At 72.2% G+C, this 18493-nt stretch carries 14 protein-coding genes; 4 read left to right on the plus strand and 10 right to left on the minus strand.

Going from position 1 to position 18493, the window contains the following annotated elements; translation table 11 throughout:
- Positions 1 to 7: 7 nt before the first annotated feature.
- Both ACIGJO_RS26335 and ACIGJO_RS26340 read right to left on the minus strand, forming a co-directional pair.
- Positions 8 to 3307: an NACHT domain-containing protein gene (locus ACIGJO_RS26335; protein ID WP_399962034.1), complete on the minus strand. Its 3300-nt coding sequence runs from the start codon at positions 3305 to 3307 to the stop codon at positions 8 to 10.
- On the minus strand, positions 3304 to 3660 hold the full coding sequence (locus ACIGJO_RS26340; protein WP_399962036.1) for a trypco2 family protein: 357 nt from the start codon (positions 3658 to 3660) through the stop codon (positions 3304 to 3306). The genes ACIGJO_RS26335 and ACIGJO_RS26340 overlap by 4 nt, the downstream gene beginning before the upstream one ends.
- A 461-nt stretch (positions 3661 to 4121) precedes the next feature.
- Between ACIGJO_RS26340 and ACIGJO_RS26345 the strand changes: the two genes are divergently transcribed.
- A complete protein-coding gene (locus ACIGJO_RS26345; RefSeq protein ID WP_399962038.1) occupies positions 4122 to 4877 on the plus strand; it encodes a M23 family metallopeptidase in 756 nt (251 codons plus the stop codon).
- Positions 4878 to 5060: 183 nt separating this feature from the next.
- On the opposite strand, the gene ACIGJO_RS26350 is transcribed toward ACIGJO_RS26345, so the two are convergent.
- Positions 5061 to 5651 (minus strand): TetR/AcrR family transcriptional regulator, encoded by a 591-nt coding sequence (locus ACIGJO_RS26350; RefSeq protein ID WP_399962111.1) that lies wholly within the window; start codon positions 5649 to 5651, stop codon positions 5061 to 5063.
- Between the two features lie 128 nt (positions 5652 to 5779).
- On the opposite strand from ACIGJO_RS26350, the gene ACIGJO_RS26355 reads away from it, so the two are divergent.
- A complete protein-coding gene (locus tag ACIGJO_RS26355) occupies positions 5780 to 7402 on the plus strand; it encodes an MDR family MFS transporter (protein WP_399962040.1) in 1623 nt (540 codons plus the stop codon).
- Between the two features lie 159 nt (positions 7403 to 7561).
- Here ACIGJO_RS26355 and cseC read toward each other — a convergent pair whose 3' ends face one another.
- From cseC to ACIGJO_RS26380, 5 genes are all read right to left on the minus strand, one after another.
- Positions 7562 to 8899 carry a two-component system sensor histidine kinase CseC gene (gene cseC, locus ACIGJO_RS26360; protein WP_399962042.1) on the minus strand — a complete coding sequence of 446 codons (1338 nt, stop codon included), beginning with the start codon at positions 8897 to 8899 and terminating at the stop codon, positions 7562 to 7564.
- Positions 8896 to 9606: a two-component system response regulator CseB gene (gene cseB, locus ACIGJO_RS26365; protein ID WP_399962044.1), complete on the minus strand. Its 711-nt coding sequence runs from the start codon at positions 9604 to 9606 to the stop codon at positions 8896 to 8898. The genes cseC and cseB overlap by 4 nt, the downstream gene beginning before the upstream one ends.
- Before the next feature lie 66 nt (positions 9607 to 9672).
- A complete protein-coding gene (locus ACIGJO_RS26370) occupies positions 9673 to 10410 on the minus strand; it encodes a hypothetical protein (RefSeq protein ID WP_399962046.1) in 738 nt (245 codons plus the stop codon).
- Complete coding sequence (locus tag ACIGJO_RS26375; RefSeq protein ID WP_399962048.1) at positions 10398 to 11045, minus strand: SigE family RNA polymerase sigma factor; 648 nt, start codon at positions 11043 to 11045, stop codon at positions 10398 to 10400. The genes ACIGJO_RS26370 and ACIGJO_RS26375 overlap by 13 nt, the downstream gene beginning before the upstream one ends.
- Positions 11046 to 11248: 203 nt before the next feature.
- Positions 11249 to 12151, minus strand: coding sequence for an A/G-specific adenine glycosylase (locus ACIGJO_RS26380; RefSeq protein ID WP_399962050.1), 903 nt, complete (start codon positions 12149 to 12151; stop codon positions 11249 to 11251).
- Between the two features lie 313 nt (positions 12152 to 12464).
- Here ACIGJO_RS26380 and ACIGJO_RS26385 point away from each other — a divergent pair, with 313 nt between their 5' ends.
- On the plus strand, positions 12465 to 13178 hold the full coding sequence (locus tag ACIGJO_RS26385; RefSeq protein WP_399962052.1) for a hypothetical protein: 714 nt from the start codon (positions 12465 to 12467) through the stop codon (positions 13176 to 13178).
- Positions 13179 to 13377: 199 nt separating this feature from the next.
- On the opposite strand, the gene disA is transcribed toward ACIGJO_RS26385, so the two are convergent.
- Both disA and radA read right to left on the minus strand, forming a co-directional pair.
- Positions 13378 to 14502: a DNA integrity scanning diadenylate cyclase DisA gene (gene disA / locus ACIGJO_RS26390; protein WP_399962055.1), complete on the minus strand. Its 1125-nt coding sequence runs from the start codon at positions 14500 to 14502 to the stop codon at positions 13378 to 13380.
- 80 nt (positions 14503 to 14582) lie between these two features.
- Positions 14583 to 15995 carry a DNA repair protein RadA gene (radA, locus tag ACIGJO_RS26395; RefSeq protein ID WP_399962057.1) on the minus strand — a complete coding sequence of 471 codons (1413 nt, stop codon included), beginning with the start codon at positions 15993 to 15995 and terminating at the stop codon, positions 14583 to 14585.
- Positions 15996 to 16235: 240 nt separating this feature from the next.
- Here radA and ACIGJO_RS26400 point away from each other — a divergent pair, with 240 nt between their 5' ends.
- Complete coding sequence (locus tag ACIGJO_RS26400; RefSeq protein ID WP_399962059.1) at positions 16236 to 18398, plus strand: hypothetical protein; 2163 nt, start codon at positions 16236 to 16238, stop codon at positions 18396 to 18398.
- The last annotated feature ends 95 nt before the right edge of the window (positions 18399 to 18493 follow it).

The following is an 18493-nucleotide window of genomic DNA, read 5'->3' on the forward strand; positions in this document are numbered from 1 at the left end:
GTGTGGCTCAGTAGGCCCCGACCGTGAGCCGGTCGCCCAGTTCCTCGCTTCCGAGCAGTGACAGCCGCCACGGGACCACCACCTGCAGGCCGGGCCAGGCCAGCAGCGGTGAGAGGTCCAGCTCCGGTGCGCGGTCCGGCTCCGGTGCGTCCACGGGCGCTGTCAGGCGGAGGGTGGTGAGTCCGGGGAAGAGCCCACGCAGAAGCGATACGTCCTCGCCGTTCTCCGGAGCCGGAACCGCCAGGTCCTTGAGTGACGGGACCGGTCCGGCGGAGGCCGACGGAGCGTCCCACGGGAATTCCCTGAGCCACAACCGGGTGATACGGGGGCTCGCCCGCAGCTCGGCCGACCCCTCGTCCAGCGAGTCCAGCGCGAAGATGTCCAGCGAGGTGAGTGACTCCCACGCACCGAGACCGTCCAGGGGCAGTGGGTGGCGGCCGCCCACCCCGAGGTGCCGCACCGTCGGGTGGGCGGGCACTTCGCCCAGCCGGCCCGGACCGGCGTTGTCGAGGACCAGGTGCCGCAGACTGCGGATGGGGGAGGTCGCGGGCAGCAGACCGAGAGGCCGGCCCATCGCGTCCATCGACAGATCGGTCAGCGCGGTCAGCGAGGAGAGCGGGGTGAGGTCCTCGGCCGAGGGGCATCCGTGGAGGTACAGATACGTCAATGTCCCGGCCTGGGAGCTCAGTGAGGTCAGGTCCGGTGCGGTGCCGATGACGAAGAGCCCCTTCAGCCGCATCCGGGCCAGTGCGGTGCGGATCTCCGCGGCCCCGATGTCTCCGAGCAGCTGGAGGTGCTGGACGGAGGGCAGATGCCGCAGGGCATTCACCTGGCCCCGGCCGGCCGAGACGAACGCGTTCGTCAGGTCACAGTGGGCCAGCACGCCGGAGGCGTACTCGTCCGCCGGGAAGCTGTTCCAGCCGCGGGCGAAGAGGTCGCTGTGGACGGGGTGGGCGAGGGCCCAGGCGCGGGCGTGAGGGATGGCCTCCCGGCCGCCGATCCGGCAGAGAAGCTCGATCACATGCGCGGTGGAGCGGGCATCCGAGGGCAGGCTCTCCGCCGCGGGAAGGAACGGCAGGGCGGACGAACCGAGCCGGGCCAGCGAGGCGAGGTGCTCGGAGCCGGCGGGCGGGAACAGTGCCGCCGTGCTGAGCCGGACCCGTTCCCGTACCGCGCCGTCGAGCCAGGTGGCGTGCTGCTCGCACAGCGCGGCCAGCACATGGATGCCGGTGCGTTCCTCGGACCGCTCCTCGTGCTTCTCCCCGGCGTTCAGCAGCCCGTCGATCAGCAGCGGGAGCTGATGGCGGCTGCAATGCCCCGCCGCCAGCAGGATCACGTCCTGCCAGGCCTCCTCGTCCGCGTGACGCAGCAGCTCGTTGAGATGGTCGTCCTCGATGAGCTCCTTCGCGGCGAGGAAGTCCTGGAAGGTGCGGTGGACGAACTGGTAGGTGTCGTCGTGGTGTTCCTGGAGAAGGCCGCTGCGGTTGAGGAGATGGGTGAGGATCTTCTCGGGCCGCCCCTGTGCGCTCACCCGCTCCATTCCGGTCAGGCCGCGGGCCAGCTGGCGCAGGGCCTGCTCGCGGGTGAACTGCGACTGGCCCTCGCGGACCAGCCAGACGGCCAGGCGCTGGAGGAGCTGGGTGTGCTCCTCGACGTCCATCTCGATGCCCTCGGGGTCCTCGATGCGGCGGCGCCGGTCGCGGTGGCCGAGCAGCATCTCCAGGGAGGAGCGGTAGAGCTTCCAGCGGGTCTCGGGCAGGAAGCCCTCCCGGCGGCGGTGCAGGGCGCAGATCACCGCGCAGAGGAGCGGTGTGCGGGCCAGATCGCGCAGACCGGGGTTCTGGGTGAACTGCCGTGACAGATCGCCCTCCAGCTCGTCCAGCCGCTCCCGGTCGTCCTCCTCGGTCAGCCGGGCCGCCCGGTGCCAGGAGGCCACGAAGGCCTGGATGTCCTCGTCCCGCATGGTCAGCAGGCTCAGCTCCTCGAACCCCTCCGAGCGCAGCCAGTCCGGCTCGACCGCGAGCGGCCGCACCGTCGCCACGCAGCGGGTCTCCGGGTAGCGGCGCAGCAGCTGGGACAGCCAGGTGTGCGCCTGCTCACGGTCCTCCGGCGGGACCTCGTCCAGCCCGTCGACCAGCAGCAGTGCCCGGCCCGACTCCAGGACCCGGCCGGTCCACCCGCCGGGAGCCCGGTCGACCACCAGGCCCGACGCGTCGGCGAGCTGCGCGGGCCCCGGGAACGTACCGCCCCGGGCCCGCAGGGTGCGCAGCGGGACGACGAAGGGCACCAGGCCGTTCAGCGGGGCCAGCGCTCCGTCCAGGGTGCGTGCCGAGGCGTGGGCGGCCAGCCACCACAGCAGGGTGGTCTTGCCCGCGCCCGCCTCGCCCCGCAGCAGGACCCGGGGGCGGTCGGTGAGCAGGGCGTCGATCCGCTGGGGCGGGGCCGGCGCGTGCTTCGCCGTCCGGCCCGCCGGTGCCTGCGCCTCCAGGCTGAGGTAGGCGGTGTCCAGGTCCCACTCGGAGTCGTGGCGGCCCAGCTCGTCGAGCCCGAAGACCTTGGTGCGCCGGTAGGCGGCTCCGACGGCTGACGCGTACTCCTCCTCGTACCGCAGGTCCCGGGGGTAGTGGCCGTGCACCTGCTCGCACCGCAGCGGGGTGCCGGACTGCTCGTAGACGAGCGAGAAGGGCCGGGAGGCGATGAGCGGGGCGACGGGGACGCACTCGACCCGGAGGCCGACGCGCCGGCGCGGGATGTGGCGGGCGATCCCCAGCAGGACGTTCCCGGCGAACACCGGGCCGCCGGAGAGTCCCCGCAGTGTGGGGAGCCCGTGTTCGTTGACGGCCGGGGGAGGGCCGTCGAGCTCGCAGACCAGGAGGTTGCGCACCCGCCCGGCGAGCGGCAGCACCGTGGCGGTGTACTGGTCCGCCTCCAGGTGGTTGCCGCCGTGCCGCTGGATGTCGGGGAAGCCGGTGATCTCGCAGTTGAACAGGGCCTGGTCGGTCGCCAGTGTCCCCAGCCTGACCGGGCCGGCCGGCAGGACCGGTTCCTCGGTGCGCAGCAGGGCCGCGTCGGTGACGTGGTCGATCCAGGCGACCGTCGCCGCCGTCCGCCGGGGCACGTCCGGGTGGGAGACGCCGCTGCGGCTGCCGCCCTTGACGACATGGGCGCAGGTCAGCACCAGGCTGTCGGTGAGGAGCACCCCGCTGCCCTGGACGGATCCGGCGCCGTGGACGACGACCGTACGGGCCGTCGGGTTCAGCGGGGACGCGCTCACGGGGCCTGCCGCGCTCACGGGGGGCGCGCTCATGCGCCGTCCCGCCCCCGGCCGAAGTCCGCCGTACTGCCGTCGTCCTCGTGGCCGATCTCCCAGGCCTCGCCGGTGACGGCGTTGCGGGGGGTCAGGGTGAGCGAGACCTTGTGCGTACGTCCGGTGGCGCGGGACGCGTCGGCGCCCGCCTCCACCACCCACGCCTTCACCCTGCCGCCCGCCTTGGCCTCCTTGCGGAGTTCGAGGGTGAACTCCATCTGGATGTCGCCGACCGCGAAGGCGAGGGGCAGCCCGGTGGCCCGGGTCGCGGCCTCGACGAGCTGGTTGCGGATGGATTCGACGGCATCGGCCAGTTCGATGCCGTCGAAGTCGTGCTTGCTGTCGCTGGCCATGCTGCGGTGTCCCCCCGAAGTGCTCGACCGGTGCCCCGTCAGCGTAGTGAAGTTGCCCGCCGAAGGTCCCGAATCGGAAGGACCTTTGTCCCACCGGCGGTGACAAGGCGCACAGCCCGATCGAGGCCTACTAGGGAGGGTAGGAGGAGCGCCCTTGGTCGCGGGAAGGACTTTGGGCCCGCGGCGGACGGGGGCTTTCGAGGTTTGGGGTGATTGCCCCTTATCGCTAGCAGATGTCCGAATCGCGACGTATCGAACTGGGGTTAAACCTGTTCCTCGATATGGATTCCGAAGATCGTCGACGCTCTCCCGCAGGGTCTTCCGCGAGGAATTCCCCGGGGGTCATCTACGGCTTTTGATCGTAGATGGGGTGTTTGAGTACCGGCCGGGGTGCGGGTTACCAAGGTTGAGCAAGCCCGGACAGCACGCCGGGTCCACTCACCTCCGGAGGACTTCCCCGTATGTCGAAGCGCGCAACGATCCAGCACTCCACCCGCCCGTCCGTGTCCCGTGTCCGTGGCGCCGTCCTGGCCGCCGGCCTTGGTGCATCGATGGTGCTCGGTGCGGGCGCCGCGTTCGCGTCCGGCACCACGAGCGCCCCCGGCACCGCCACGCTCGCGGCCGGTGCGACGGCCGACTCGGTCGCCCAGCAGGCCGCGGCCCAGAGCAAGGCGGCCACCACCGCCAAGCAGGCGGCGGCGAAGAAGGCTGCCGACGCGAAGAAGACGGCGGAGGCGAAGAAGGCGGCGGCCAAGAAGGCCGCGGAGGCGAAGAAGGCCTCGGCCAAGAAGAAGGCCGCCGCGTGGAAGGCCCCGGTCGACCACTACGAGCTGAGCGCCAGCTACGGCACCGGCGGCGCCCGCTGGGCCGCCAAGCACTCCGGCCAGGACTTCGCCGTGCCGATCGGCACCAAGGTCAACGCCACCCACGCCGGTACGGTCGTGAAGGCCGGCCCGAACGGCGGCGGCGACGGCCCCGCGTACGGCAACGCCGTCGTGATCAAGCACGCCAACGGCAAGTACTCGCAGTACGCGCACCTCTCGAAGATCAACGTGCACATCGGCCAGCACGTGAACACCGGCCAGAAGATCGCGCTGTCCGGCAACACCGGAAACTCCAGCGGCCCGCACCTGCACTTCGAGATCCGCACCACGCCGAACTACGGCTCCGCGCTGAACCCGGTCTCGTTCCTGCGCTCCGTGCACGTGTCGGTCTGATCCGGCCTCCCGGCCCGACGTGACCTGACCTGACCTGATCCGGCCTCCAGGGGCCGATCCGGCAGGGGCGCGGGCCGGCGCCGCGCTCCGGCGCGTTGCCCGGTCCGCACTCCGGTGCCACCGGTCGGCTCACGCCCCGGCGCTGCGCCCCGCCCGCGCCCCTCGCGCCGTACCCCCCCCAGGTCAGGCCCCGGTTCCGGCGCCCGGGTCGTGGGCCCGCGTCACCAGCTCGACGGCGACTTCGAGGACAGCCTTGCGCTTGTCCTCGGGGTCGCCGTCGACGTCGTTCATGGCGAACATCCCGGCGTGCAGCGTGAACAGCGCGCTGAAGCAGCGCACCTGGTCGGTGAGCGGTGCGTCGTCGTCCCGGATCAGATTCACCAGGGTCACGACCCGGTTCTTGATCGTGTGGCCGATGCTCAGGTCGCGCACGGTCGCCTGGTTCTCCTGCATGAAGCGGAAGAGCGGGGCGGCGCCGGCCAGCGCCTCGCTGTAGCGGGTCAGGATCTCCTTCTTCGTCTCCAGGGTGCGCGGCTGCGACTCGCCCCAGACGATGAGTTCCTCGACCGGACGGTTGAGATCGTCGAAGATGCTCTTGAGGATGTCTTCCTTGGTCTTGAAGTGGTAGTACAGCGCGGCCTTGGTGACATCCAGCTGCTCGGCGATCTCGCGCAGCGAGGTCTTCTCGTACCCCTGCTCGGCGAAGAGCCTCAGCGCGACGTCCTGAATGCGCTGGCGCGTGTTGCCCCGGCGCGTGTGCGGCGCGCTGCCCATGTCCATCGTGCTCTCCCAAGAACTTACTTGACGCCCGGCTAGTTACGGGTCTACGTTCCCCAGTGTAGTCAACTAGCCGGGCGGCAAGTAAGTGCTCGGGTACCGGGGAAACAGGGGGAGTGGGGACGATGGCGGAGCTGAAGAAGGCGTCTGCGGGGCGGACGGCCGGAAAACCGGAGCCGGAGCCGCGCAGCGTACGGGTGGTGATTCTCGCCCTGATGATCGCGATGCTGCTGGCCATGCTCGACAACCTGATCGTCGGCACCGCCATGCCGACGATCGTCGGTGACCTCGGAGGGATGGAACATCTTTCCTGGGTGGTCACCGCCTACACCCTGACCACCGCGGTCTCCACCCCCATCTGGGGCAAGCTCGGCGACCTGTACGGCCGCAAGAGCATCTTCCTCACGTCCATCGTGATCTTCCTGATCGGCTCAGTGCTGAGCGGCATGGCCCAGGACATGGGCCAGCTCATCGGCTTCCGCGCGGTGCAGGGCCTCGGCGCGGGCGGCCTCATGGTCGGCGTCATGGCGATCATCGGCGATCTGGTGCCGCCCCGGGAGCGCGGCAAGTACCAGGGGATGATGGCCGGGGTGATGGCCATCGCCATGATCGGCGGCCCGCTCGTCGGCGGCACCATCACCGACCACCTCGGCTGGCGCTGGAGCTTCTACATCAACCTGCCGCTCGGCGCGGTCGCCCTCGCCATGGTCACCGCCGTGCTGCACCTGCCGAAGAAGGAGCGGTCGACCGCGAAGATCGACTACCTGGGCGCGGCCCTGCTCACCGTCGGCATCACCGCGATCGTCCTGGTCACCACCTGGGGCGGTACGGAGTACGCCTGGGACTCGGCCGTGATCATGGAGCTCATCGCGCTCGGCGTGGCCTCGCTCGTCGGCTTCCTCTTCGTCGAGCGCAAGGCGGCGGAGCCGATCATTCCGCTGCATATCTTCCGCAACACCAACTTCACCCTCATGTCGGTCATCGGCTTCATGGCGGGCTTCGTGATGTTCGGCGCGGTGCTCTTCCTGCCGCTGTTCCAGCAGTCGGTGCAGGGCGCCTCCGCGACCAACTCCGGACTGCTGCTCCTGCCGCTGCTCCTGGCGATGATGACCGTCTCGCTGGTCTCCGGACGGATCACCACCAACACCGGCAAGTACAAGATCTTCCCCATCGTGGGCAGCGCCCTGATGGTGACCGGTCTCTTCCTGCTCGCCCAGATGGACACCGGCACCTCGCGCTTCACCTCGGGCATCTACATGGCGGTGCTCGGCGCGGGCATGGGCTTCCTGATGCAGGTCACCATGCTCGTCGCACAGAACAGCGTCGAGATGAGGGACATGGGGGTCGCCTCGTCGGCGACCACCCTCTTCCGTACCCTCGGCAGCTCCTTCGGTGTCGCCATCATGGGCGCGCTGTTCACCGGCCGGGTGCGGGACGAGATGGCGGCGCGCGGCGGCGGGGCCGTCACCGAGCACTCCGCCCAGCTGGACGCGGCCAGTCTGGCCAAGCTGCCGGTCCCGGTGCGCGAGGCGTACGAGTTCGCGGTGGCCTCGGGCACCCATATCGCCTTCCTGGTCGGCGGCTCGACCGCGGTGGTGGCCCTGGTGGCCTCGCTGTTCGTCAAGGAGGTCCCGCTGCGGGGCGCGGGCCCGGCGGCCACCTCCGACGACCAGCCCCCGGCACCCGACGCGAAGGCCGACGCGAAGGCCGGGACGAAGACCGACGCGAAGGCGTCGCAGACCGTCTGAGCGGGCACGGACGCGGGCACGATCCACGGACACGGGCACGGACGCGGGCACGATCCACGGACACGGCCGTAACGGAAACGCTGACGTGGCGAGAACGCTGACGGGCCCCGGAGACACCCACGTCTCCGGGGCCCGTCCCCGTATCCCCGCCCGGCCCGCTCACCCAGCGGGCTGCCGCTCGTCCTCCGGCCGGAGAATCGGGAAGCTCCCGGTGTTCGTCGGGGCGTGCTCCGGCAGCCACAGCACCGCGATCGCCCCGCCGGCCCCCTCCGCCGCACCCATCGGCGCCGCGTTGCGGAACGTCAGCCGGGCCCCCAGCACCCGGGCCTGCCCGGCCGCGATCGTCAGCCCCAGCCCGTGCCCGTTCCCGGCCCGGTCGACGCTTCCCGTACGGAACCGGCTCGGCCCCTCCCGCAGCAGCGCCTCCGGGAAACCCGGCCCATGGTCGCGGACCCGTACCACCCGGCCCTCGACCGTGACCTCCACCGGGGTGGACCCGTGCTTGGCCGCGTTGCCCAGCAGATTGCCGAGGATGCGCTCCAGACGCCGCGGATCGGTGGAGACCCACGACTCGTGCACCACCCGCACCGCGATGTCCGGGTCCAGCACGGCGATCCGCCGGCTGACGAACTCGCCCAGCTGCAGATGCTGGAGCTCGGCCCGCTCCGAAGCACTGTCCAGCCGCGCCACTTCGAGCACGTCCTCGACGAGGGTGCGCATCGCCTGCGCCCGGTTGCGTACGAGTTCGGTGGGGCGGCCAGGCGGCAGCAGCTCGGCCGCCGTGAGCAGCCCGGTCACCGGCGTACGCAGCTCATGGGCGATGTCCGCGGTGACCCGGCGCTCCGCCTCGATCCGCTCGTTCAGCGCGTCGGTCAGCGCGTCGACCGCCCGTGCCAGCTCATCGGTCTCGTCGCGGACGACCCCGCCGACGGCCTCCCTGACCCTGACCTCCGTGTGTCCCTGCGCGACCTTCCCGGCCGCGGCCGCCGCCTTGCGCAGCCTGCGGGAGAGCTGGCCGCCGATCAGGACGCCCAGGGCGCTGCCGCCGAAGACCACCGAGACCGAGCCGATGATCAGTGCCCGGTCCAGGTCCTTCATGATCGTGGCGCTGCGGTCGGCGAACCGGGTGTGCAGCGAGAGGACGTCACCGTTGGCCAGCGGTACGGCCGCCCAGACGTCGGGCACCCCGTCCTTGTACTCCTCGACATGGGTGGCCCGCCGGTTGTTGCGGACCTCCTCGCGCAGGCTCGGCGGCAGCGTGGGGTCGTTGAGCTTGGCGCCGAACTTGGGCGCCGGGCTCTTCGCGTTCATCGCCTCGTAGAAGCGCTGGGCGCCCAGCAGCCGCTCCAGCTGCACCTCACGGGCGTTCTCGATCATCGAGACCTGGGCGGCGTTGTGGACGACAAGGCTCAGCGCCACCGCGATGAGCGCGCCGACCGCCGCGATCGCGATGCTGATCTTCCAGCGGACACCGGTCCGCAGGGCCAGCCTCTTCATGCCCGGAGCTTGTAGCCGAAGCCGCGGACGGTCTCGATCCGGTCCTGTCCGATCTTGGTGCGCAGCCGCTGCACATGCACGTCCACGACCCGGGTGTCACCGCCCCAGCCGTAGTCCCAGACCCGCTCCAGGAGCCGGTCGCGGGAGAGCACGGTGCCGGGCGCGGACGAGAACTCCAGCAGCAGCCGCATCTCGGTCGGCGTCAGCGCCACCTGCTCGCCCCCGCGCCGTACCTCCATGCCCTCGGTGTCGACCTCCAGATCACCGAAGGCCAGTACCCCGCCCTCGGCCGGCGTCTCCGCATCCGTACCGCCCTGCTGCCCGCCCGCGCCGGCCGCGTGGCCGAAGCGCCGCAGCACCGCCCGGATACGGGCGACGAGCACGGCGCCGTCGAAGGGCTTGGTGACATAGTCGTCCGCCCCGGCCTCCAGGCCGAGTACGACATCGATGGAGTCGGCCCGCGCCGACAGCATGATCACGGGAACGGTCGACTCGTCCCGGATGCGGCGGCACAGGCTCACCCCGTCGAGCCCCGGCACCATCACGTCGAGCAGGGCGATGTCCGGCCGGTCGGCCCGGAAGGCCTCCAGACCGGAAAGCCCGTCGGGCATCGCGGTGACCGCGAAGCCGACCCGCTCCAGGGCGAGCTGGGTGGCCTCACGGATGACGTCGTCGTCCTCGACGAAGAGGACATGGGTCTCGGCCATGCGACTGCTTTCGGCTGCTTTCGGTAGCTCTTGGCTGCTGTTGCTGTGGTGTTCCCGCCGCTGCTTTCAGCTCCCGGGCGACACCGGCGGCTCCGGGAGGGGGACCTCCCCGCTCCCGACGGCCCGGTTGAAGTCGTTGTGCACGCGGTCGTGCTCGCCGAAGCGGTCGTTCGCCCAGCGATAGGTGACCACCTCCGAGCCGGAGGGGTAGGCGAGCGGGTCCTTCGACCCGTACACCTGCGTCGTCACCACCAGGTCGCCCCGGTCGATGGTGCCGTAGACCGCGGGTGTCTCGGCGGTGAAGACGTTCTGGTACGAGCCGTCGTCGCTCTTGCGGTAGACGTACGTCCCGACGCCCACCGAGTCGGCGCAGGACATCACGTTGACCACGACATCGGTCACCGGGCCGTCGGTCAGCGAACCGTAGGAGGTGTCCACCGGGTAGGCGTCCCCGGCACACGGCCTGAGGCCCTCCTTGACCCGCTCGCTCACCTTCGCGTCGCTCCGCAGCAGTGCCACGGCATCGACCCGGGTGGCGGGCTTCGCCGTGCCGGAGGGGGTTCCCGTGGCGGGGGTCGTGACCTGGGCCACGGGCTGGGTGCCGGCCGGGCCCTCGTCGCGGGTGCCGGTGCCGCCCGTGGAGCAGCCGACGCAGAACAGCCCGAAGGCGGCGAGTCCGGCCAGAGCCGTACCACTCGCCGCCATGCCCGCCCGGAGCCGTGTGCTCCGGCCGGTGCCCCCGCCCCCGTCGCCGCGCGCCGGGCCGCCGCCCGCGCCGTCGGCGCTGTCCGTCAGGCCGCGCACCGCTCCCGCCCCCGCTCGTCGTGGCGCCGGTCCCGCGGCGCCGATGTGTGTACCCGGGCCGCCACGACCGTGGTGGGGCCGGAGGGACGGGCTGCCGTCGTACGGCGGTCCCCGGCCTCACGGCCGGCCGCCTCACGACTCATGATCTCGCGGCTCTCCAGCTCCTGGCGCAGTCGCGCCAGTGCCCGGTGCAGCGTGCTCTTCACCGTACCGGCCGACATGCCCAGCGCGGCAGCCGTCTCCTCCGTGCTCATCTGTTCCCAGTGTCGCAGCACGACCACGCTGCGCTGCTTGGGAGCCAGGACGCCCAGGATGTCCATCAGCAGGGCGCGGTCGGCGCGCTGCTCGGTGCCGTCCTCGACGCTCGCGTCCGGCAGCTGCTCGGTGGGGATCTCCTCCAGCTTGCGGGCCCGCCACCACTCGGTACGCGTGTTGATCATGACGCGGCGCAGATAGGCGTCGGCGAGGGACTTGTCGGCGATGCCGTCCCAGCGGCCGTACGTACGTACCAGAGCGGTCTGCAGCAGGTCCTGCGCGTCCACCGGGTCGGGGACCAGACGGCGGGCGCTGCGGAGCAGGGCCTCCTGCCGGGTGCGTACGTAGTCCTCGAATTCGAGCACCTCGCCCTGCGCCATTCCAACCGCCTCCGTCCCCGTAGATCCCCGTGTGCACTGCTGACGGAGACGCTACGGAGGCGTTGTCACGAGGGTGTGCGCAGCAGCCATACGCGGACGCACGGCTGTCCATCGGTTGTGTAACAGCGCACTCCGGGCCCGGCCGACCGCCCAGGTCAGGCCCGTACGGGCCCCGGCCGGCCAGGTCCCGTACGGTTACCCGCTCAGGTCAGCGGCAGCCGGTACAGACCGTCGGGCAGCGGCTCGACCAGCCCGTCGGACACCAGCCCGTCCAGCGCCCTGGCCCGCTGTACCGGCTCGTCCCACACCGCGTCGAGCGCGGCCTGCGGAACGGGATTCACCGCGTCGCGCAGGACCGCGAGCAGCCGGCCGCGTACCTGCCGGTCCGTACCGGCGTACGTCTGCCCGCGGCGGGCAGGCCCCTGGTGCGGGGGCTTCCCGGCCAGCAGCCAGGCGCACTGCGAGGCGATCGGGCACTTGGAGCAGTCCTCGTTCCTGGCGGTGCACACCAGTGCGCCGAGCTCCATCGTCGCGGCCGCCCAGCGTGCCGCGCGTTCGTCCTCCTCGGGGAGCAGTGTCCTGGCGAGCTTGCGTTCAGCGGCGGTCGTCGCGTTCGGCGGGTACTGAATGCCGGACGCGGCGCGGGCGAACACACGGCGGACGTTCGTATCGAGCACCGCGTGCCGCTGCCCGTACGCGAACGAGGCCACGGCCGCCGCCGTGTACTCGCCGATCCCGGGCAGGGCCAGCAGCTGGTTGTGCTCGCTCGGTACGTCGCCGCCGTGCCGTTCCGTTATCGCCTGCGCGGCGCCGTGCAGGCGCAGCGCCCGGCGGGGGTAGCCGAGCCGGCCCCAGGCGCGGACCGCTTCACCGGGCGCCTCGGCGGCCAGGTCGGCGGGGCGCGGCCAGCGGGCCAGCCACTGTTCGTAGACCGGGAGGACCCGGCTCACCGGGGTCTGCTGCAGCATGAACTCGCTCACCATCACGCCCCAGGCGCCCGCTTCGGGGCGGCGCCAGGGCAGATCGCGGGCGTGCTGCTCGAACCACCCGATGACGGGGGTGTGGAGGGACGTGGGGGGCATGTGTGTCGAAGTCATGGCAGTCATCGCACTTCCGATCCTGGCACGGAAGACGGGACGACGGTCCCGGGGACGGGGGTGTCGGCCTTCCCGGCGGCTCAGGGAGTGATAACGCCACCCGTTCTGTCCCCTGTGCCCGTGTCCGGAGGCCGTAACCGGGGGTTCCATGATGATGATCCGCAAAACTTGACGATCAGAGAGGCGGGTGGGGCGGGAGTTGGCCCGGATCTCTCGTAGAGTTTGGGCCGTGGGATCTATGCGCAATCCGGTCGGGCCGCTTCCCTCCACCATTTACTGGCGACGGAGGGCAGTAGCGGCGACGCTGGTTGCGCTGCTCGCGTTGCTGATCGTATGGGTCGTCACCTCCGGTGGCGGCAAGGAGAACACCGGCGACGCGAAACCGAGTGGATCGGATCCGGTGGAGTCGATCACCCCGGGTCCCTCGGGATCCGGGCCGGCGATCAGTCAACAGCCGGGCGGCCGCGAGGAGTCGGGCGACGACGCGGGAAGCGACGGCAGCAACGGCGACACCGGGGCCGCCGACAGCGCGGGCTCCGGCACGGGCGGTACGACGGGATCCGACGGTGCGTCATCGGGCGGCGCGGGCGCGGGCGGAACGGCGGGCCAGCAGGTCCCGGCCGGTTCCCCGCTCCCCGACTGCACCCCTGACGCGCTCCAGTTGAGCCTGCGTACGAAGGTGAGTTACGGCCCCGAGGACCGGCCGAAGTTCGAACTGATCGCCAAGAACAGCTCGGCCACCGCCTGCAAGGCCGACTTCGGCCCGAAGAACGCGGTCCTCACCATCACCGAGGCCGGTGACGACGACTCCCGGGTCTGGTCGTCGAAGGACTGCCCGGCCACCCCGGGAAGTCTGCTCCTGAAGCTCCCGGCGGGCGCGACCGTGATCCACACCGTGGCCTGGGACCGCACGCAGAGCGCCCCCCGGTGCGCCACGCCCCCCGCGGCGAAGGCGGGCCCGGGAACGTATCTCCTGGAGGCCACGGCCCCGGGGGAGCCGCTGCAACGAGCCTCGTTCGTCCTGGCGAAGGACTGACGGCAGGGCCGGAAGGACTGCCCCGGCGGCCGGAAGGACTGCCCCGGCGGCCGGGACGGTCGGGAGGGCAGCCGGGACGACGGTCGGGACGACGGTTGAAGGGCAGCCGGGTCATCCGGGCGCCCCATCCGGCCCGTCCTGCGCTTGAGGAAAAAAGAAAGCCCTGCCCGGCCCCCGCCGCCCCGGCCCCCGCGCCGGTCTAGACGTACCGCTCCAGGATCGACGACTCCGCCAGCCGCGACAAGCCCTCCCGTACGCTCCGGGCCCTCGCCTCCCCGACCCCGTCCACGGTCTGGAGATCGTCCACGCTCGCGGCGAGCAGCTTCTGCAGACCGCCGAAGTGCTCCACCAGCCGCTCGATGATCGCGCCCGGGAGCCGCGGCACCTTCGCCAGCAGCCGGAATCCCCGCGGGGACACCGCGGAGTCCAGCGTCTCCGGCGAACCGCTGTACCCCAGGGCCCGCGCCACCGCGGCGAGTTCCAGCAGCTCCGTGTGGGTCAGGGCGTCCAGCTCGGTCAGCGCCTCGGTGACCGTGCGGGACCGCTTGGCCGTCGGCTCCGGCACATAGTCGCGCACGACCAGCTCGCGCTCCGGCTCGACGCCCGCGATCAGCTCGTCCAGCTGGAGTGCGAGCAACCGCCCGTCGGTGCCGAGCTCGACCACGTACTCCGCGATCTCGGTCGCGATCCGCCGCACCATCTCCAGGCGCTGGGCGACGGCCGTGACGTCCCGCACCGTCACCAGGTCCTCGATCTCCAGCGCGGAGAGCGTGCCCGCGACCTCGTCGAGGCGCAGTTTGTACCGCTCCAGCGTCGCGAGCGCCTGGTTGGCCCGGGACAGGATCGCGGAGGACTCCTCCAGGACCCGCCGTTCCCCGTCCACGTACAGCGCGATCAGACGCATCGACTGCGAGACCGAGACGACCGGGAAGACACACGCCTTGGAGACCCGGTCCGCCGTGCGGTGGCGCGTGCCGGTCTCCTCGGTGGGGATGGAGGCGTCCGGGACCAGCTGCACACCGGCCCGCAGGATCTTGGTCATGTCTTTGTCGAGGATCAGCGCGCCGTCGAGCTTGCACAGCTCGCGCAGCCGCGTCGCCGTGAACTCCACGTCCAGGACGAATCCGCCGGTGCACATCGATTCGACGGTCTTGTCCATACCGAGGACGATCAGTCCGCCGGTGTTGCCCCGGAGGATGCGCTCCAGGCCGTCGCGCAAGGCCATTCCGGGCGCGACCGCGCTCAACGAGGCGCGCATGAGCGCTTCGTTGCCGGTGCCTTGGCCGGACTTTCCGGGCGATGCGGCCCGGTCGTTGGCTGCCACTGCACTCCTCCGGTCACAGGTTTGCGATGCCCTTGCGTCCCTCATACCGTTCGTACGGGCGGGCGAGACCAGGGCAAAGTCTACCGGCGCGCGTTGTCCTCCCGTGGTGCCTCCGTACGAGACCGGCGCGGGAGTGCTCTCAGAGCGTCGCCCATGTCGGCGACTTCCGTGACCTTCATACCGGCCGGGACCTTCCCCGGGTCGGTCGGGACCAGGGCGTGGGTGAAGCCGAGACGGTGTGCCTCGGCCAGCCTGCGCTGGACTCCGGTGACCCTTCTGACCTCGCCCGCGAGGCCCACCTCACCGATCGCCACCAGGTTCTTCGGGAGCGGGGTGTCACTGGCGGCGCTGGCCAGGGCGAGCGCGATCGCCAGGTCCGCCGCCGGTTCGGTGAGCTTCACACCGCCGACCGTCGCGCTGTAGATGTCCCGCTTGCCGAGCGAGCTGATCCGGCCGCGCTGCTCCAGCACGGCCAGCATCATCGAGACCCGGGAGGTCTCCAGGCCGGAGGTCGTGCGCCGGGGTGAAGGGATCTGGGAGTCGACGGTGAGCGCCTGCACCTCGGCGACGAGCGGCCGCTTGCCCTCCAGGGTGACGGTCAGACAGGTGCCGGGCACCGGTGCGTCGCGGCGGGTGAGGAAGAGACCCGACGGGTCCGCGAGTCCGGTGATGCCCTCGTCGTGGAGCTCGAAGCAGCCGACCTCGTCGGTCGCCCCGTAACGGTTCTTGACGCCGCGCACCAGACGGAGCCGGGCATGGCGGTCGCCCTCGAAGGAGAGCACCACGTCGACGAGGTGCTCCAGCAGCCGGGGACCGGCGATCGCGCCGTCCTTGGTGACATGGCCGACCAGGAGCGTGGCCATCCCGCGCTCCTTGGACGCTCTGATGAGCGCCCCGGCGACCTCGCGGACCTGGGCCATGCCCCCGGGGGCGCCGTCGATCTCGGGCGAGGCGACGGTCTGGACGGAGTCGAGGACGAGCAGCGAGGGCTTGACCGCGTCCAGATGGCCGAGCACCGCGGACAGATCGGTCTCCGCCGCGAGGTAGAGATGGTCGTCGATCGCCCGGATCCGGTCGGCGCGCAACCGGACCTGACTCGCGGACTCCTCGGCGGTGACGTAGAGCGTGCGGTGGTCGCCGCTCGCCGCCTTGGCGGCCACGTCCAGCAGCAGCGTCGACTTGCCGACGCCCGGCTCGCCCGCCAGCAGCACGACGGCGCCGGGCACGAGCCCCCCGCCCAGCACCCGGTCCAGTTCGCTCACGCCGGTCGAGCGCGCGGTGGCCTGGCGGCTGTCGACCTGACCGATCGGGACGGCGGCGGTGGAGACCCGGCCGGCCGCGGTGGTCCGCACGGCGGGGGCACCGCCGAACTCCTCGACCGTCCCCCAGGCCTGGCACTCGGGGCAGCGGCCGAGCCACTTGGCAGTGGTCCAGCCGCACTCGGTGCAGCGGTAGGACGGCCGGTCCTTCGCGGTTTTCGTACGGGCAGCCATGGCGTCACCGTATAGGGGAGGTACGACAGCCCGGTCCGGGGCCGGTGCGGAAGTCCGCCGGCGCGGGTACGGCAGCCCGGCCGCGGCGGGTGCGGCCGGGCTGCCAGGGCCGGGGGCGCGAGGGGGCGCTCAGAGCGGAATCTGTGATTCCTGTCCCCTTTCGAGGGATACGTTCACCCGTAAGGGTTAAAAGTGCTGAAGGGGTACTAAGGCCTCCCCTCCACTGCCTACGGTCGCCGGGTGACGAGCAGCAGGCTGGAGACCCCCACGCACACCACCGGCGCACACCGGGCGCACCGCCGTGCGCCCCACTCGTCGGCACAGCGAACGCCCGCATGGTACGAGCAGTACCTCGACGGCCTTTTCACCTACTGCCTCTCCGTACTCTGTGACCACGAAGCGGCCGCCGACGCGCTCGGCGCGGTCCTGGCGATCGCGGAGCGGGAGGACAGCCGGTGCCCGGCGGGCGAGGAGGAGCGCAAGACCTGGCTGTACGCGCTGGCCAGGTGGATGTGCCTGCGCAGGCTGGCCGAGCGGAAGCGCGGCCGCCAGGCCCATCGTCACTCGGCGAAGGAGGCGAGGGCGGAGCGCGCGAGGACCGCGTATCCGAACTCCGCGCGCCCGAAGCCCGCCCCGTCGGAGAGCGCCCCGCCGGAGGGCACGCGCCCCGGGAGCGCCCGGCCCGCGGCCGCGCGGACGGGGGCGCACACGGGTCATCGCACGCTGGGTCCCACGCCGGGCGCATCTCCCGCCAACCGCATCCTCCCCGCCGACCGCACCCTCCCCATCGATCTCACCCTTCCCGCCAACCTCCCCCTGGCCACCGTCCCCGCGATCCCCACCGCCCCCGCCATCCCCACCCATCCCGCAGCCCCCACCGACTCCGCGGTCCTCACCGGCCCCACTGCCCCCACTGCCCCCGTGGTCCTCACCGGCCCCACCGCCCCCGCGATCCCCACCCGCCCCACCGCGCCCTACGCGCCCGACACGCCTCCCACCCCCGAGGAGGCGGTCACCCCGGCCCCCGCCGAGTCCCCGGCGGCCGAGGCGCGCCGGCGCGAACTGGCCCAGCTGGCCTGGCCCGAGGCGGCGGGCACCACCCCGGAACAGCGCGAGGCGCTCGAACTCTCGGTACGCCACGGGCTCCCCCCGCGCGCCGTGGCCTCGGTGCTCGGACTGGAGCCCGCCACCGCCCGCGAGCTGCTGGCCGCCGCGGCCTGCGAGGTGGAGCGCACCCGCGCCGCCCTCGCCGTCGTGGAGACCGCGGACTGTCCCACCGTCGCCCGTCTCACCGGCGACCACCGGGTGCTGCTCTCCGCGGTGCTGCGCCGCGAGCTCGTCCGGCACGTCGACGACTGCCCCCGCTGCCGCCTCGTCGCCGAACGCGCCGGTGCGGCCGGTCCCTGGCCGGGCGCCACCGTCACCTCCACGACCGTGCTGCCCGTCGTCGAGGCGCCCCGCCCCTCCGTCCATGTCGCCATGGTCCACGCCCAGCGGTCCCGGGCGGGCACCCCGCGCTTCGACCGCGCGGGCTATCCGCTGGACCCGAAGGACCAGGCCGCGCGCCGCGACCGGCTGCGCGCCCGGGTCGTGACGACCACCGTGGTCGCGACCGTCGTCGCCGCTCCCGTGATCGCCCTGTGGGCCGCCTACCGGGGGGCGCCGCACACCGGGGAGGGGCATGACGGCTCCACGGTCACCGCGACCGAGCTGGACGACACGGGAGGCATGGAGGGAACCCCGTACGACCATTACGAGAACGCGGGCAACGCCCGGCCCGGCGACCAGGGCCGCTTCGGCGACCGGCCCAAGGACGGTTCCGGCTCCCCGGACGTGACGGCCGAGGTGATCAGCTCCGGCGGCGGACGGCACGGCCCCGGTGGCCTGGACGTCACCGCGCGGACCTCGGGCGATGTCACGACCATCGCCCTGACCGCCTCCGGCGGCGCACCCGTCACCTGGTCGGCGTGGGTGGACGCGCCGTGGCTGCGCCTCAGCCGCTCGTCGGGCGTCCTCGCCGCCGGGGCGAGCGTCACGATCCGGGTCTCGGTGAACCACGCGGCCGCGCCGGCCGGCCCGTGGCGCGCGCGTATCGGGATCGCCCCGACGGGCTCCCTGGTCATGGTCGAGGGGTACGGGGCCGCCTCCCCGTCGGACGGTGGCGCGACGGGTCCGGCCCGCCCCACGACGAAGCCGACGGACCCGGGCAGGGATCCGACCGGTCCCACCCCGGGCCCCACCGGCCCCACCGATCCCACTCCGGGCCCGACGGACCCGACCGGCCCCACGCCCGGTCCGACGGATTCCACGGATCCGGGGCCGGGCACGACCGGGCCGACACCCACGTCCCCGGGCTCGTCCGAGCCGACCACCGCCCCGTCCGAGCCGGCCTCCACGGACTGACCGCTCCCGGACCGCGCTGGCCGGGCGGTGTTCCCGGACCGGGCTGGCCGTACCGCGCTCACGTACCGGGCTGGCCGGGCGGTGTTCCCGGACCG

The sequence above is a fragment of the Streptomyces sp. NPDC079020 genome (assembly GCF_044542225.1).
GTDB lineage: Bacteria > Actinomycetota > Actinomycetes > Streptomycetales > Streptomycetaceae > Streptomyces.